This window comes from Deltaproteobacteria bacterium (genome assembly GCA_016210005.1).
Lineage (GTDB): Bacteria > Desulfobacterota > Binatia > HRBIN30 > JACQVA1 > JACQVA1.
In genome coordinates this window covers 1-16,369 of the sequence record JACQVA010000207.1, presented here as the reverse complement: position 1 = coordinate 16,369, position 16,369 = coordinate 1, and the positions used below count along the sequence as shown (strand labels likewise).

The 16,369-nt window shown below is 64.8% G+C and carries 11 protein-coding genes; 8 read left to right on the top strand and 3 right to left on the bottom strand.

What is annotated here, in order from left to right:
- Positions 1-31 precede the first annotated feature (31 nt).
- From HY699_20215 to HY699_20195, 5 genes are all read left to right on the top strand, one after another.
- A complete protein-coding gene (locus tag HY699_20215; GenBank protein ID MBI4518134.1) occupies positions 32-943 on the top strand; it encodes a hypothetical protein in 912 nt (303 codons plus the stop codon).
- Positions 940-1,365, top strand: coding sequence for a nucleic acid-binding protein (locus HY699_20210; protein MBI4518133.1), 426 nt, complete (start codon positions 940-942; stop codon positions 1,363-1,365). The genes HY699_20215 and HY699_20210 overlap by 4 nt, the downstream gene beginning before the upstream one ends.
- Positions 1,362-2,762, top strand: a complete 1,401-nt coding sequence (locus tag HY699_20205; GenBank protein MBI4518132.1) for a hypothetical protein — start codon at positions 1,362-1,364, stop codon at positions 2,760-2,762. The genes HY699_20210 and HY699_20205 overlap by 4 nt, the downstream gene beginning before the upstream one ends.
- A gap of 439 nt (positions 2,763-3,201) precedes the next feature.
- Entirely contained in the window at positions 3,202-5,760 is a 2,559-nt protein-coding gene (locus HY699_20200) for a hypothetical protein (GenBank protein MBI4518131.1), read from the top strand.
- A gap of 150 nt (positions 5,761-5,910) precedes the next feature.
- Positions 5,911-6,858 carry a glycyl-radical enzyme activating protein gene (locus HY699_20195; GenBank protein MBI4518130.1) on the top strand — a complete coding sequence of 316 codons (948 nt, stop codon included), beginning with the start codon at positions 5,911-5,913 and terminating at the stop codon, positions 6,856-6,858.
- Between the two features lie 108 nt (positions 6,859-6,966).
- Here the strand turns inward: HY699_20195 and HY699_20190 are convergent, their stop codons facing one another.
- The 3 genes from HY699_20190 to HY699_20180 form a co-directional block, all read right to left on the bottom strand.
- A complete protein-coding gene (locus tag HY699_20190; GenBank protein ID MBI4518129.1) occupies positions 6,967-7,977 on the bottom strand; it encodes an amidohydrolase in 1,011 nt (336 codons plus the stop codon).
- Positions 7,978-8,350: 373 nt separating this feature from the next.
- The gene (locus tag HY699_20185; GenBank protein MBI4518128.1) at positions 8,351-12,040 is read right to left on the bottom strand and encodes a hypothetical protein; all 3,690 of its coding nucleotides are present in this window, start codon (positions 12,038-12,040) and stop codon (positions 8,351-8,353) included.
- 53 nt (positions 12,041-12,093) lie between these two features.
- Positions 12,094-12,474: a thrombospondin type 3 repeat-containing protein gene (locus HY699_20180; protein ID MBI4518127.1), complete on the bottom strand. Its 381-nt coding sequence runs from the start codon at positions 12,472-12,474 to the stop codon at positions 12,094-12,096.
- 443 nt (positions 12,475-12,917) lie between these two features.
- Here HY699_20180 and HY699_20175 point away from each other — a divergent pair, with 443 nt between their 5' ends.
- From HY699_20175 to HY699_20165, 3 genes are read left to right on the top strand one after another with little or no spacing between them, the layout of a single operon-like run.
- Positions 12,918-13,403 carry a nuclear transport factor 2 family protein gene (locus HY699_20175; GenBank protein ID MBI4518126.1) on the top strand — a complete coding sequence of 162 codons (486 nt, stop codon included), beginning with the start codon at positions 12,918-12,920 and terminating at the stop codon, positions 13,401-13,403.
- A gap of 11 nt (positions 13,404-13,414) precedes the next feature.
- The gene (locus HY699_20170) at positions 13,415-14,338 is read left to right on the top strand and encodes a TIGR03619 family F420-dependent LLM class oxidoreductase (GenBank protein MBI4518125.1); all 924 of its coding nucleotides are present in this window, start codon (positions 13,415-13,417) and stop codon (positions 14,336-14,338) included.
- Between the two features lie 18 nt (positions 14,339-14,356).
- The gene (locus HY699_20165) at positions 14,357-16,063 is read left to right on the top strand and encodes an FAD-dependent oxidoreductase (GenBank protein MBI4518124.1); all 1,707 of its coding nucleotides are present in this window, start codon (positions 14,357-14,359) and stop codon (positions 16,061-16,063) included.
- The last annotated feature ends 306 nt before the right edge of the window (positions 16,064-16,369 follow it).

Genomic DNA, 16,369 nt, shown 5'->3' with positions numbered 1-16,369 from the left:
GCCAAGGCAGGCGCTAGAGCGGAAGGGAGACATGGCTGGCCAATGGAAAGAGGTCGTCCGGCTGACCTTCAAGGGGGACCGGTTTCGCGATCATGCGCTGGATCTCACGGCTCTGGCCGAGTTGACCCAGTTCCAGCGGATGGTCGCCGAAACCGCCAAGGCACTGTGGCGAACGGCCAATCCGGATCGTGAGAGACTTCCGAAACGGTTCGAAGACCGTACTCGCTTGTGCCTGCGGCGAATCGAAGAAGGCAGTGCGGTGGCACCGCTGGAAGTGCTGATCGACGAACCTCAGTACGAACTGTATGAGCGTGAGCCAACGGAGGTCGACGAGGCAATTGCGCTGGCTTGGGATGTCGTTCGCGCGCTCGATCGAGATGCGCCGCTCCCCGACAAGTTTCCCCGGTCGCTGATCCCCGAATACCTAAAGTGGGGACAGGGACTCACTGACGACGAGAGCGTCGAGATTACGGCGCGCGGTAGAGAACCGACGCGGTTCACAGCCGTGTCGCGATCCCGCTTGGCCAGCTTCGCCGAACCTGAGCACGAAAGCTTCATCGATGTAACCGGCGAAGTGCTCGAAGCCGACGTCCGCCAGCGACGGTTTCAGCTGTGGCTGGACGAACGGACCAGCGTCACGGTTCCCTTTTTCCCGGATCAAGAGGAACAGGTTACAGATGCCCTGAAGGGTCACAGGACTCGTCGGCTCCGGGTAACGGGAAGCGGAGAGGTGTCGGCGCAGGGCAAGGTCTTGCGGATCACGCGCGTGGACCAACTACATCCGCAGCCGATCAGTGAGCCGAGCTATGACAGCGCTGCGCCTCCCGTTGAAGACGTGCTTGCTGGATTGGCTGCAGAGGTTCCCCCCGAGGAGTGGAGCAAGCTACCAAACGACCTTAGCGATAACCTGGACCACTATCTCTATGGCTGGCCTCGGCAATGAGGCTGGTGTTCGCGGACACACTCTACTGGGTTGCCATCGTCCGACCGGGCGATCAATGGGCGGATGCCGCCAAGCGAGCACGCGCGGCTTTGGGGCCAGCCATCATCGTGACGACTGACGAGGTGCTCACCGAGTTCTTGACGAGCCTCGCCGCGGGCGGCGAGCAGCTTCGCCGGCAAGCGGTGCGCATGGTGCGTGCGATCATGGAGAATCCCAACGTGAGAGTCCTACCCCAGTCGCGCGATTCCTTCCTCCGAGGTGTGGATCTGTATGGGCAACGCCTCGACAAGCAGTACAGCCTTACGGACTGCGTGTCGATGAACGCGATGTCGTTGGAATCCGTGACGGAGGTGCTGGCCAACGACCACCACTTTGCCCAAGAGGGCTTTACGGTACTCATGCCCACCAAGGAACCGGAATGAAGGACGGCCGCGGGTCGCGCAATGCGGTGCGACGCGAGACCCTGAAGAAACTACGTGGCGTGCCGCGACCGCTGGCCCCCGTGTACCGCACCCGGCGACCGAACCAATCCATCAAGCTGCACGAAGGTCCCCTTCAGATCACTCAAGGTAAGAATTGCGTGGAGGGGAATGGCACGATCCGGCTCGAATGGCTCCCGTTTCCTCGCATTGGATTCACCGTCACAACGCAGGCCGCTTCGCCATTCCTCAGCACGGGGCCAGCGATCATCAATGGGCCAACGATCAATCTTTGCGTCCCGGCGAACATCGACCACTTCCGTGGGGCTGCGAGTACCCGGATTGCTGGAAACATATTCCACCCTGTACGCCACGGTTCTGGGAACGGCCTTCGCCGACTTCTCATCCACTTCGTCAACTTTCGTGAGTTCATCGGTACTCCGGTAAGGCGCGTCACGCCGAAGTCCGTGACCTCGTCGAGTGACAGACTGGTCTTGGAAGCCGAGGGATGGAAAGTCACGATGGATGCCGTGCGAGGATTCGAGCAGCTTCAGGAGGCAACCTGCGCACAGAACGGCTACGCAATAACTCACCTCGCGAGCGTCGAGCGGTCGGACGGTGGCTCCTTCCCGATCACTGAGGCGGACGACTTCCTGGGCGGCCTGAACTACTTCCTGTCATTCGCCCGCGGCTTCTGGAGTCCCGGGATCTTGCGCGTAGCGTACGACGCGGGCGGTTACCGAGTCTGGTCCGAGTGGGCCGCTGGGCGGGCCACTCCTCATCGTGCCGTTCTGTCTTGGACCGACGTGCACCATCCGGAGTCGTTAGCTGGGGCTTTCCCGGGATTTATGGCCAAATGGACCGATCCCAACTGGAGGGAGGCTATCAGGCTTGCGATCCACTGGTACGTCGAAGCAAACGTGAACGCAGGCTCGCTCGAAGGCAGCATTGTCAGCACACAGGTCGCACTGGAACTGCTGTCGTGGATGCACTTCGTTGTGGGTCAAGGCACCCCCGAGAAACCGTTCGACAGGTCCCTCTCTGCTGCTCAGAAGCTCAGGGGACTCCTCACGTGCCTGGGTATTCCGACGGCGGTTCCACCGCTGCTCCCCAATGTCGCGGCGCTACCCTTCGATAAACCATCCGACGGCCCCGAGCGGTTCGCCTTCGTGAGGAACAGCCTCGTGCACCCAAAGCGGAGCGAGGAGTTCAAGGAGAAGCTCAACAAGGCAAGGTCTCTAAGCGCCTTTGAAGTGCGCGAGGACGCCTGGCGACTTGGGCTCTGGTACCTCGAAATGAGCTTGCTGAGTCTGTTCGGCTTCAGAGGAGTGTACAGCAATCGGTTACAACGGGGCGGCTATGTTGGCGCGGTGGAGTCTGTTCCCTGGGCCAGGCCATAAGCGTCGGTCGACAAGGTGCGCTGCCGCGGTGAGCAGCGCGTCCTAACCAGTACTCCCCTTACTGTGCCGGACTTCGCCTGGCAATCCGGCCGCGGTCACGAAGGAGCGCTGCTCTTCGGTCGGATGTTCTTGCGCTTGTCCTCGTGAACGACGGCGTCCACCGCAACGGCGTTGGTGCCTGCGCGCCATCGTCAGCTCACTTTGGAGTGCGGGAGCTTGCTCCCGCTTGGGCCGGGGTTGTGGGGTGGTCTGCAAGTCGCTTGGCCCGCGCGAAAGCGGCGAGCCGCCGCACTCCAGAGGGGACTGCATACCCGATTTGTATGGATTCCATGAGAACATTGTCTTGGACGGCGGCAGGGAAGAAGTGCTCTAATCCGGTCGCTGGCTAAGCGCCTCGCACGAGCACTGCCGCGGCGTTGGCGCCGTCGAAAGGATCTGGATGATGGAAACCGCTGTCGCACAATCGATTGCTCCGAAGGTTCTCCCCGACCGCACCCCGACAACGCGCAAAGAACCGCCCGCGGTCCGGGAGCGGATACCGCTCGATGAAATCGACAAGCTCAACGCGTTGAGCCCCAGGATCGAGCAATTGCGACAGGCGTACTTCGACGCCCGGCCGAGCGTGGACGGCGAGCGCGCCTGGCTCATGCTCGAGTCGTACAAGCAGACCGACGGCGAGCATCCCTCCAAGCGGCGGGCAAAGGCTTTCGCCAATGTCCTCCTGAACATGACCATCGCGATCCGCGACAACGAGCTGCTGGTCGGGGGCTCGACGCGCTACCTGCGCGGCGCGCTGCCGAACGTCGAGCTGGCGCCGCTCAACCTCGCGTGGATCTTGAATCAGCACGAGCCGCCAACAACCGCGTCGCCCACCACCGAGGCAGTGCTGGAGCCGGAAGACAAGGCCCGGCTGCTGGCCGCCTGCGATTACTGGAAGGACAAGTACGTCGCCAAGCGCGCCGAGGAGATCATCACGGCGCTGGACGGCGGGCTGTGGAAGAAGGTCGGCGAGGCCCGCATGGGCATGTGCCAGCCGTACACGCCGATGTGCTTCACGCCGGGCGCGGACTACGACAAGGTGCTGGCCATCGGCTTCAACGGCGTTATCCGCGAAGCCCAAGACCACATCGCGCGCATCAAGGCCAGCGTGAATGGTAGCGGGCTGAGCGACGAGGACAACGAGAAGATCGAGTGGCTGGAATCCGTGATCATCGTGGTCGAGGCGATGATCGCCCACGCGCGCCGCTATGCCGCCCGCGCCCGCGAGCTGGCGGCAACGGAGCAGAACGCGGAGCGCAAGCGCGACCTGGAGCGGATCGCCGAGGCCTGCGAGTGGGCGCCGGCAAATCCGGCCCGCAGCTTCCATGAGGCGCTGCAGACCTACTGGTTCATCGCCGTCGGGCACGACATCGAGAAGGCCAACACCAACGCCTTCATCGGCCGCTTCGACCAGTACATGTGGCCGTACTACGCCCGCGACATCAACGAGGGCCGCATCACCCGCCAGGAGGCGGCCGAGCTGATGGGCTGCATGTTCATGAAGTGGACCTCGATGGAGCCGTTCATGTTCATGGGCCTGCTCGGCAAGCGGTTCCATCAGGAGATCGCCCAGTCGAACTACTTCGCCAATGTCACTCTCGGTGGACAGGGCCGCGATGGGCGCGACGGCGCCAACGAGCTGTCGTGCCTGATCCTGCAGGTGGCCAAGCAGCTCAAGACGCATCAGCCCCACATCTCCATCCGCTACCACCGCGCCATGGCGCCCGAGCTGCTGCAGAAAGGCATCGAGTGCAACCGCGATCACGGCGCCGGCATTCCCGCCTGGTTCAACGATCGCCTCGGCACCGAGTACCTGCTCGATCGCGGCGTGCAGTGGGACGATGCCCGCGACTGGGCGATGGCCGGCTGCATCAATACCTCGTACCCGAAGAGCTTCGCCTGGGTGCGCAACGCCGTGGTCTCGTTTGTCAATCACGCCAAGTTGATCGAGATCACGCTGAATAACGGCGTCGATCCCCACACCGGCGTCAAGCTCGGGATCGAAACCGGTGATCCGCGCGGCTTCCAAACCTGGGACGAGCTCTACGACGCTTACCGCAAGCAGGTGGATCACTTCTACGAGTACAGCCTGAACAACTTCCGCGCCATCGAGAAGGTGTACTACGAGGACTCGAACTACTTCCCGTTCATCTCCGCCTTCCTGCAGGACTGCGTCGGCGAGGGCAAGGACGCCACCCGCGGCGGCGGCCGTTACCAGCAGCTCGAGGCGTGGTGCTTCGTCGATCGCGGCTTGCAGGACGCCAGCGATTCGCTGATCGCGATCAAGAAGGTGGTGTTCGAGGACAAGAAGGCCACCATGGCCGACGTGCTCGAGGCGCTGAAGGCCGACTTCGAAGGGCACGAAGCGCTGCGGCGCGCGCTGCTGGCGGCGCCGAAGTACGGCAACGACGAGGACGAGCCCGATTCGCTGCACGTGAAGATGTGGAAGTACACCATCGACAAGTGCCAGTCGTACCGCGACGGGTTTGGACGGCGCTTCACCATGTTCCGCCAGGGCGCGGCCTGGTCGACCTGGGCCGGCAAGGCCACCGGCGCGCTGCCCAACGGGCGCAAGGCCGGCACCTCGCTGGCCGACGCCTCCGCCTCGCCGCAGCAAGGTTGCGATGTGAAAGGCCCGACGGCAACGATGAACTCGGTCACCAAGCTCGACAACATGTTCATCGAAGGCCCGCTGCTGAACATGAAGTTCGCGCCCGGCATGCTCAAGAAGAAGGAGGGCGCGCACAAGTTCGCCGAGCTGATGGGAACGTACTTCGACAAGGGCGGCTTCCACGTCCAGTTCAACATTCTGGACAAGGCGACGCTGCTGGAAGCGAAGAAACACCCCGAGCAGTACCGCAACCTGGTGGTGCGCGTGGCCGGCTACAGCGCCTTCTGGGTCGAGCTGACGCCGGCCGTCCAGGACGAGATCATCAGCCGCACCGAACAGGTGCTGTGAGCGTACCGCAGGGGCGGCCGGCGGCCGCCCCTGCGCGTCTTGGCGACAAACCCAACCCGAGATACAACCATGAGCGTGGGGACCAGCCCGTATCGACTGTCTGGCGCTCAACCGACGGAGCCAATCGGTTCCGCCAGCCCATCCCCGCGCGTGGTTGACGGACTGTTCACCGAAGACCTCGAAGATCGCGTCGTCACCGGCCGCATCTTCAACATCCAGCGCTTCAGCACCGAGGACGGCCCGGGGATTCGTACGACGGTTTTTCTCAAGGGCTGCCCGTTGCTCTGCCCCTGGTGCGCCAACCCGGAATCACAGCTGAGCATCGCCGAAGTCGGGCACAGCGATCCGCTGTGCGATCACTGCAACCGCTGCGTCGAGGTCTGCGACCGCAAGGCGATCGCCCTCAACTCCGCCGGCGGCGTCATCATCGACCGCAGGCTGTGCGACAACTGCGCCAAGTGCGTCGAGGTGTGCGGGCCGCGCGCCCTGCGGGTGCTCGGCGACCAACGCACGCTCGACGAGGTGTTGGAAGAAATCAAGAAGGACCAGGCGTACTATCGCAACTCGGGCGGCGGCGTTACTTGCTCCGGCGGCGAGCCGCTGGCCCAGGCGCGCTTCGTGGCCGCGTTGTTCAAGCGCTGTCACGAGGCCGGGTTCCATACCACGCTGGATACCTGCGGGGCGGCGCCGAAGCGGGCGCTCGAGCGCGTGCTCGATTACACCGACCTGGTGCTGTTCGACCTCAAGATCCACGACCGCGCTGCCCACACGGCGATTGCCGGGCGCTCGAACCAGCAGATTTTCGCGAACGCCAAGTACGTCGTCAGTCGCGGCATTCGGATGATCGCGCGCATGCCGCTGATTCCCGGCTACACCGACTCGGAGGAGAACGTCAGCGCGATTGCCGGCTTCATTCGTAAGCTGGGCGCGCACGTGCCGGTGAATTTGTTGCCGTATCACCGCTTCGGCATGAACAAGTACGCCATGCTGGATCGAGCCTACGAGCCCGGCGACCTCAAACCGCCACCGCCCGAACGGGTGCAGAAGATCGTCGATCGCTTCCAGTCGCTCGGCCTCGAGTGCGAAGTCGTCACCTGAGCGCATCGGCAGAGGCCGAGTGCAGCGAGGGCAAGGATATCGACCGGGATCGAGGACTGTTCCGCTTTCTCTGCGAGAAGGTTGGGTGAGGGCGTGCGGGCGCGGACACTACTTGGATAGCGCCGCTGTCGCGGTCGTTGGCGGGGCGACGCGCTTGGCGGGCTCGATCTTCGCCAGCCTCGCCAGGTTGAGACCGAGGATCTTGGATCGGATCTCATCGGTGATCTCGGGATAGCCCCACTGCTGCCGCAGCTCTTTGGGGATCTGCAGGGTGCGAATGAAGTCGACGATCCGCTTGGTTTCGTCGAACGGCATGTCCAGGCCCATGACGATCTTGTCGGGGCCCGCCCACTGCAACGCCTCGCCGATGGCGTGATAGCCCCGGTGCGGTGCGCGGGCGTACCAGCCGACGATGCCCGACATGCTTAGATAGAGGTTCTTGTGTTTGCCCGCCAGGCCGATGAGCTCCTCGGTGTACGGCCAGCCCATGTGATAGGCGATGACCTTCAGCTCGGGGAAGTCGATCAGGATGTCGTCCAGCAGCAGCGGCCGGGTGAGCCCGTCGGGATGGGGCAGCACGTAGGCAGTGCCGGTGTGGATCGTCACCGCGATATCCAGCGCGCAGCACTTCTCGTAAAACGGCCAGAGCCGCGGGTCGTTCAGCGGCCCGTCGTCTTCCGGCGCGTAGACCTTGCACAGCTTGGCGTTGCAGTTCTTCACGAGGTGCTCCAACTCCCAGATCGCGTGCTGCACGCCGCGCCGCAGGATCGGGCCGACGTTGCATTCAAGATACATGCGCTCCGGGTACGGCGCGATCTCCTGCATGATGAAGGCGTTAGACGACAACGGCGCCGTGTAGCCGCTGATGTTCATGGCCGGCTCGCGCAGAATAAAGGTCACATCGACGCCAGCCTGGTCCATGTACTTGATCAGTTCCGCCGCGCGCGGGCGAGGCATGTCGCCGCCCTCGGCCAGGTTCCGGTCGGCCCAGGTCCGCATCACGGCATCCACGCTCTGCCACCAGCGGTGGAAGTTCGGGAAGTACCCGATCTCCGCCAGCGTCGCCTCGTTCAGCAAATGGCATTCGGTCAGAGCAACGAAATGATCCGGGCGAGCCATGCGCGTTCTCCTCTCCGATCCCGTGCGAACGTTCCGGCGGCGGCGTCGGTTGCGGATGTCTTATCGGCGCGAAAGAGTCAAGCCCCTCAGCTCACAGCCCACAACGGGTGCATTTACCCAAGATTAGATTCCTTCAACCGGCAAGCGAATGGAGGGGTGCGGCCGCCTGCCCGCCGCTGCCCCCGGCGGCGTCGTCATTCCCGCGCTGGGCCAGGGGGTCCTCGGCACGCGCCCCGCGACGACGCCCGCAAACCTCCGCGCGTAACTCCTCAGCAACGGCCGCTGCTGGGAAGCCCGCTACTTCCGCGGCCGGCACGACGCGGAACGACGGGTTGGGTTCCGCGCCCGCTCGAATTGAGCGTCGTGCGTCGACCTAGCGCGGCACCGTCGCCACGTTCTGCAACTCGATCAACATGGCGCGATGGGCCTTCTGGACCGCGGCGAGTGATGGCCCGGCCTCGCCAAGCCGGGTCACCGTCGCCTCTAGACCGGGCGCCCGATCGTCGAGCGCCTTCGCGCTCTGCTCGTAGCACGCGCGGTGCGCGCGAATGAGCTTCGGATAGTCGACGGCGGTCGCGCGCCGCTCGCCGTAGGCCTTCACGAACGCGCCGGACTCGCGGACGAGAGGTCTTGCGCAGGGAAGATTGCGGAGCGCGGCGATGCTCCCGTAGAGCTGACGCTGCCACCGCACCATCTGCGGGATGTCGGCCACATCGCCGTCGTCCAGCTCGCGCATAGTCAGCTGCGCATCCAGGCGATTGAGCAGCGTGAGGTGCGCCATCGCGACATCTTCGGTTCTCCCCTCCCCCCGCCGCACCTCTTCGAGCTGTTCGCGGAGCCCGAACACGTCCTTGGCGCCGCCAACGGTCGCGTCGAGGATTTCCCGGAGTGCTGGAACACGTGACTCAAGCTCGGCGGCGTACCGTCTGGCGTCGATGGCCCCGACCGCGTCACCCTCGCGCCCGAGGGTGCTCGTGTGCTCTCGACCGAGCAACGCGCCCGCGCGTCGCACGATCGAGTTCTCCAGGCGCCGTGCGTCGGCGATGACGGCGTCCAGCGAACCGCGCCGCGCTCCGAGCGAGAAGCCGTTGACGGGCTCGCCGTCGACGATCTCGTAGAAGTGTACCAACGCGAGATCCCCGCGCCGGCCTGGCGGCGGGCGATACGTCAGTCCAAGCCATCGGTTTTCTCCCGGCATCATGTTGCGCAGGATGAGAACGTCATCCTGCTTGAACGCGCGGGCATCCTCCCCGACGACTTCGACGCGGGCCCCCTCGAATCCCGCGAGGTACCTCGGGTCGGTTCGGTAGCGGATCTCCATGTCGCGCGGAAAGGTCGCGGCGTTGTGGGCGATCGCGTAGAACCCGACGCTGCCCGACGCGCCGCTCGCGGGCGTCGTCGACAGTCCCATGTTCCGCTGGGCCTTGTTGTTGTCATTGAGGATCTTGGTGTCGGTGGCGGGCCACCCAGGTGCAAACCCGAGCAGACTCGGTGCAATGAACGGATCGCCGACGGAAGATATCTCGACCGCGAGACACAAGTGCATCGAGCTGACCGCATTCAGGTGCCAGGGGTAGGCAACCGTCGTGATCGGGCCCGTGACGCCCGGGTCGAAAATCGTCACGGGATCGGGCGCGGCGGACGAGACGTCCGGATCACCAGACCCGGCGTCGACGTAGTTGCTGCCAGTTCCGAGCTTCGACACCAGGAAGTGTGCTCGCACCGCCGCGTCGCCGGACGTCGGCGCCGAATTTCGGCGGATGCGCGCGAACGCCCAGTTGTCGCCGATGTTGCCGGCGCCGTTGCCGGCGTCTTCGTTCTGCGGCTGGCCGTTCATGAACGTCCCGGGCGAAGGGCCGCGTCGATTCCACACGTCGCTCGTCGCATAGAAGACCGGGTGGGTCGACGGCTGGGCGCCGTCATCGCCACTCGTGGGGCTGTCGGTCCAGTCGCGCACGTAGAAGTCCGACGCCGCCAGGACCGACGAATACACTCGGATTCCCGCAGCGGCAGGCAGGCCAACAGGGGCGGTCGCGGATGCCCACGCGCTGTAGAAGCGACCCCCGCCGCACCCGCTCCCGTTGTAGTCACCGTACTTGGGACATCCATTGCCAATGAGACAGTTTTGGCCCGCGGGGCAAGCCGGGGTAGAGAAGTCGCACGGCGCCCCAGAGCCGCTGCAGCGGCCGGCTGCCTGCGGCTGGACAGAGCAGCTCTCCGAATCCACCATGGCGCGAGGCTGACATGGCCAGCCACTGGCGCACTGCGGATCGGCATTGCCGGTCACGTTGCGCTCCGGCCCACCTTGCAACGCTCCACCTTCGACCGAGGCAGTCGCAACGTAGAAGTTGGTCCGGTCGTTGTTCGCGGCGGTCGCGGCGCGCCGGTCGTACCAGGAGACGAACGCATTGCCGCCCTCGCTGCACACCCAGGGCATGAAGCGGCGGGCAGTGGCCGCCGAATGCACGGTGACTGGTGCGCTCCACGTCACCCCGCCGTTCGTTGATTCACGGACGACGACGTTTTCGTTACCCACTGCCGTGTTGGTCGCGTAGGCGACGTACACGTGGTTCGAGTTCGTATCGTCCACCGCGACAGTATGGCTCGAAAGCGTGTTACCGTCGTTGCAGCGATCTAGCCCGGGCAGCGGGCACACGACGTTGGGGACTGCCGCGGCCACCGTGACGGGAAAACCGGTCTGCTGAGTCAGACCGGCGTCACACGCGCTGTAGCGGTTCACCATGATATTCGTGCCGCTGGCGTACACCACATACACGGTACCGTTGGGAGCCACCGCGGTCCTCGGGAAATCACCCGCGGCGATGGCCGCCGGCGCCGTCCAGGCGGCGCCACCGTTCGAGGAGCAGACGATCGACGGCGTGACGAAGCCGCTTCCGATGCCCCCGCACGTCGCAGGAGGCGGGCCAGCGGGTGTGAAATTCCTCCACACCGAATAGACGCGGTCGCCGCCCCCGGCCGCGGCGTTCTGGGAGTCCGCGGCGATGTGCTCTTGGTCAGGGAAACACAGACCAGCACCGCTCTGTGGACAGAGGACCGCGTGGTTCAGGAATGCGAACGCACCCAGCGCTGGTGGGGTCGCGGAGCTGATGCCGGTCGAACACCCCGTCACGCCGCCGGCCGCGGGGGTGCCGTTCGGGAACCCGATGAACCCGTAATAGAATCTGCCGCTTGCGCCGACCGCGAGCGACGGATCGCCGTCGCGCGGAAAGTTCGCAGGAGTCCCGCCCGCGACGGGCGTGAACGTCGCTCCCCCATTCGTGGAGAAGGAGTAGCCGGGGTTGGCGGCGATCACGACGTTTTGTCCGTTGTTCGACACCGCGATCTCGAGCTCGCCGATACCGTTCTGCACGTTGACGGGCAGCCCCACGGGCGGCGTGCCCTCATCACGGAACTTGACGGGCGTCGGATCGAAGGGGAGCGCATCCATGCGCTCGTCTTCCGGCTCGGGTGTCTTCCGGAGATCGTCGAGGCGCCGCCGCGTCTCGTCCGGGACGCTCCGCGCGCTGCACACGAGCCCGCGCCCGATCGCCAGAGCTTCGTCAATGAGGTTTTGATCTGCCTCGAAAGCGAGCGTCGTCTCGAGCCGGACGACGCGTTCCCCGACCGCGACCGCCGTTGTGGCCCAGTCGGTCTGTTCCTTGCCCAACTCCGGACGGTCTTGACCGCGGACCGGGAGATTCTCCCGGTAGCGCCGCTCGAATGCGGGCCACCCACACACCTCGATGAACCTGCCCCGCTCCGGTCGCTCGCTCGCGATCTCAGCCAACCGCCGAACCGCCTCGTCGTGATCCCGGCGTGTCTCCGTCGTCATCAACGTACGCGCTGTCGTTCCCTTCACGGGTTCCAGGACGACGATCTCGGTGGCATTCGAGTAACGCACCGCCGCGGGTTGCCATCGCGGCGGCCGCCGGATCGCGATTCCCTCCGTTATCTCCAGCCGTTGCCCGTGCGGCTCCGGCTCCTGCTTCACCAAGCGACAGGACGCGGCGATCGGCAGGAGGCAGAGCAGGTAGAATACCATCGGCGTTCGACGTCGGCTCATGGATTCGACTCCTCTGTAGCCCGGGATTGCACGTCCGCTCCCGGCGACGTTATTCAGCGTGGATTCATCGGCGCGCAGGCCTCGATCCCGCAACGAACGCCCCACTCGACGCACGTCCCGTTCCAGCATCCGTAGCAGCTCACCGGCACCGCTCCCGCCGGACACCCTGGTCGAGGCGCGGTGCAGGTGTGCGGATCGCGCGTCGCGTTGCAGACGTCGTCACACCAGTCCCCACGGCCGTCACCGTCCGTGTCCTGCTGGGTCATGTTCGGCACGTCCGGACAGTTGTCCGCGCTGTCGGCGACGCCGTCGCCATCCCGATCGAGAAAGGCGTCCGCGCTCGTGACCTCGTGGGGCCGCGGCATGGCTTGCCAGACGACATCGCCGAGATAGAAGACAGCAACGACTACGACCGGTCGTGCAACAAGGTTCATCGCTTCCTCGGGAGCGCGTTTAACGCTTCTAGTACTGCCTCACCTACTCTCTTGTCAACAACACGACATCGCACTCCGCTCGCGGTTGCGCGAGACGAGGACGCGACAGATGGTACGCGGGGCGGCGGGGCTTCAGTGCCGGCCCGGACGGGCCGGGTAGCCCGGGGACCGGGCGGGGCGCCCTCCCTCCGACTGGGCTTTTAGAGCAGACTCCGGCGGGCTTGGCGCCGTTGTTGCCACGGTTTCAAACGCCGGACCGGTCGATCTCGATCTGATCAGACGGCGTCGTGAGGGGGACCTACAAGCTTGTCGCACGCTGCCCGTCGGCGGACATCCTGGACGGCACTGCTGTTTTTCTGGTACGCACAGCACGCCAGCCTGTTGGAGGCGTGCAATCCGCAAGCTGCGTCACTGCGGGCGCAGAAACGAAAGGAGGATCACACATGGAAAACCTTGACCAGCTGCGCGCCGCGCTGCGCCAGTTGCAGGATCTCGAAGCGATCAAGACGCTGAAGGCCCGATACTGCCACCTGGTCGATGCGCGCAACTGGAACGAGCTAGAGGGCCTCTTCACCGACGACGCGGTCTGCGACTACGGCTTCTTCGGCTCGTACCACGGCCGCAAGGAGATCGTGGGTAACTTCTTCCGCGAGCTGGTCAGCTCCGCCTCGTCCTTCATGGCCCACATGGTGCACAACCCTGTCGTCGAGGTGCACGGCGACGAGGCGTCCGGGTCTTGGTACCTCACCGCGCAGACCACGATCCAGCCGATGAACCAAGCCGTCTGGGTCATGGGCATCTACCAGGATCGCTTCCGGCGCGTCGGCGGCACGTGGAAGCTGAGCTCCCTCAAGTTTGAGTTCAAGTATTACACGCCGTACGAAGACGGCTGGGCGAAGACGCCGATGTGGGAAATCCCGCAGAGCTGAGAGGGGCCGTCATGAAGTTCGCCATCCGCGTTCCGGCGATTTTTCTCTACCCGTCCATCACCAGCCCATGGGAAGCACAGGTCACCGCTGTCGACACCCTAAGGTTCGCGCGCAGGGCCGAGGCTGTCGGCTTCGACTACCTCTGGGTGTCGGAGCACATCGTGCAGATCCCCGAGGTCGTGCCGTTCCAGGGGCCGCGCTTTTACGAGGCTGTCAGCGCCGCGGGCGTACTGCTCGGCGCCACCAGCCGCGTGCGGCTGCTGACCTACATCGCTGTGCTTCCGTATCACAATCCGTTGATGTACGCGAAGCAGATCGCCACCGTCGACGTGCTCTCCGGCGGGCGCCTGACACTCGGCCTGGCCTCCGGCCACTTGCAGAAGGAGTTCCAAGCCCTCGGCGTGTCGTTCGCGGAACGCGGCCGGCGCAGCGACGAGTACCTGAAGATCATGCACGAGCTGTGGAGCAGCGAGCTGGCCAGCTACCGCGGCGAGTTCTACTCCTTCGAGAACGTCATCTTCGAACCAAAGCCGACGCAGAAGCCGCACCCGCCGATCTATCTCGGCGGTGACGCCAAACCGATCCAGCGCCGCGCCGCACGGCTCGGCGACGGCTGGATCCCGTGGTTAACGCTGCCGGAAGAGATTCCCGACTGCATGGCCTACATCAACCAGCAGCGCGCGAAGGCGAATCGCACCGGGCCGTTCGCCCTGATGATGTTGCTCGCGGACTTCCCGCCCGAGGACCGCCTGAACCTGAGCCGGTTTCGCATCCCGAAGACCAAGGACGAGGTTATGAAGCTGCTCGACCGCTTGCAGCGCGCGGGCGCGAACGGCGCGATCGTCCATCTGCCCATGGGCACGCGCGATCTCAACGAGTGCATCGACTGGCTCGAGTGGTTCGCCACGGACATCATTCCGACGTTTCGCAAGTAGCTGCGAGTGAGGGGCGCGATGAACGAGCAGGCTGCGCAGGATTGGACCGACACCGTTGACGTACTCGTGGTGGGCTCCGGGGCGGGGGCGATGGTTGCTGCCATCACCGCCTACGACCGCGGCATGAAGGTGTTGGTGATCGAGAAGGGGGCGTACTACGGCGGCTCCTCGGCCATGTCCGGCGGCGGGTTGTGGATCCCCAACAACCACCTCATGCCCGCTGCCGGCATCGCCGACACGCCCGAGGACGCCATGGCGTATCTGCGGGCGACCACCGGCGGAGTGGTCTCCGACGAACGCTTGCAGGCGTTCATCAAGACCGCGCCCGAGATGCTCAAGTACTTGTGCGACCACACCCGGGTGAAGGTCGACATCCTGACCGAGTACCCCGACTACTACCCAGGCTCGCCTGGCTACTGTGCCGGCGGACGCAGCGTCGAGCCCTGCCGCATTCACGCCAAGGAGCTCGGCGGCGAGTTTCCCCAGCTGCGCCCGAGCGCCATTCAGTCGCTCATCGCCGAGCGCATCTTCATGACGATCAAGGAAGCGCGGACGCTGTTCTGCCGAGCGCCCGGCTGGATCGCACTGACCGCCAAGCTGATGAGCCGGTACTGGCTCGACCTGCCCTGGCGCCTCACGTCGAAGCGCGACCGCAGCCTCGCCATGGGCAACGCGCTCGCCGCCATGCTGCGCCGGTCGATGATCGACCGCGGCATTCCATTGTGGCTGCACACGCCGGCGCGCGAGTTGATCGTGCAGGACGGGCGCGTTGTCGGCGTTGCGGCCGAACGCAACGGGCAACGCCTGCGCATCCGTGCCACCAAGGGCGTGATCCTCGGCGCCGGCGGTTTCGAGTCGAATCAAACCATGCGGCAGAAGTATCTGCCCAATCCGACGCGCGCTGAATGGACCTGCGCCAACCCCGACAACACTGGCGATGTGATCGAACTGGGCATCAAGATCGGCGCCGCCGTCGATCTCATGGACGATGCGTGGTGGGGGCCGACGACGGTGGTGCCCGGCGAGGCACGCGCCCGCATGTTGGTGATCGAGAAGTCTCTGCCCGGCAGCATCATGGTCAACAAGCGCGGCGAGCGCTACGTCAACGAAGCGCTGCCGTACGTCGATGTCGTCAACGCCATGTACGCGCACAACAAGCCCGACACCCCGAGCGTACCGTCGTACTTGGTCTTCGACGCCACCTATCGCTACAAGTATCCGTGCGGTCCGTTCCTGCAAGGCTCCGTGCAACCCGACTGGAGCCTGTCCAAGCGGCTCAAGCAGGAGTATCTGAAGAAGGCCGACACGATCGAGGGCGTGGCCGCGTTGTTCGGTATCGACGCGGCATCGCTGAAGTCGACGATCACCAAGTTCAACGAGTACGCGCGGACCGGCAAGGATGCGGACTTCCACCGCGGCGACACGGTCTTCGATCGCTACTACGGCGACGCCACCGTGACGCCGAACCCGTGCCTGGCACCAATCGAGAAGCCGCCGTTCTACGCGATCGAGGCGTTTCCGGGCGAGTTGGGGACGAAGGGCGGGCTCAAGACCAACGCCAACGCGCAAGTGCTCACCGAGAGTGGCAGCGTAATCGCCGGCCTATACGCAATCGGCAACTGTTCGGCCTCGGCGATGGGCCGCACCTATCCCGGTCCAGGCTCGACCCTGGGCCCGGCAACCACATTCGGTTACATCGCTGCACGGCATGCCGCGGGGGGATAGCTCAAGGATCAGCAAGCTCTCCTCCACGTTCGTAATGAATGCCCCTATGCGAGCGCGGTTGTCTTGGAGAGCTGTCTGATTGCGTTGGTCCCGGCGTTCCCGACCGAGAGCCAGATGACTTCCGGCGGCGCGCGAGATGGGGTGATGGTTGCCGCCGGATGGCGGAAAGGCCCCGTTGAACTGAACCGCTGATCACTGACGGTGCTCCCCCACGTGTTATGGGGATTGTAGGGCGATTAGGGGTTCGATGGCAAGCGCACGGGGTGCTCAAAGGCCGGGGACCGGGCGCAGGGAGGCGACATCGGA

Bases quoted from the DNA above. Each gene is read 5' to 3' on its own strand.
- HY699_20200 (MBI4518131.1), top strand. From the start codon at position 3,202: ATGATGGAAACCGCTGTCGCACAATCGATTGCTCCGAAGGTTCTCCCC.
- HY699_20170 (MBI4518125.1), top strand. From the start codon at position 13,415: ATGAAGTTCGCCATCCGCGTTCCGGCGATTTTTCTCTACCCGTCCATC.
- HY699_20165 (MBI4518124.1), top strand. From the start codon at position 14,357: ATGAACGAGCAGGCTGCGCAGGATTGGACCGACACCGTTGACGTACTC.
- HY699_20180 (MBI4518127.1), bottom strand. From the start codon at position 12,474: ATGAACCTTGTTGCACGACCGGTCGTAGTCGTTGCTGTCTTCTATCTC.
- HY699_20190 (MBI4518129.1), bottom strand. From the start codon at position 7,977: ATGGCTCGCCCGGATCATTTCGTTGCTCTGACCGAATGCCATTTGCTG.
- HY699_20175 (MBI4518126.1), top strand. From the start codon at position 12,918: ATGGAAAACCTTGACCAGCTGCGCGCCGCGCTGCGCCAGTTGCAGGAT.
- HY699_20210 (MBI4518133.1), top strand. From the start codon at position 940: ATGAGGCTGGTGTTCGCGGACACACTCTACTGGGTTGCCATCGTCCGA.
- HY699_20185 (MBI4518128.1), bottom strand. From the start codon at position 12,040: ATGAGCCGACGTCGAACGCCGATGGTATTCTACCTGCTCTGCCTCCTG.
- HY699_20215 (MBI4518134.1), top strand. From the start codon at position 32: ATGGCTGGCCAATGGAAAGAGGTCGTCCGGCTGACCTTCAAGGGGGAC.
- HY699_20205 (MBI4518132.1), top strand. From the start codon at position 1,362: ATGAAGGACGGCCGCGGGTCGCGCAATGCGGTGCGACGCGAGACCCTG.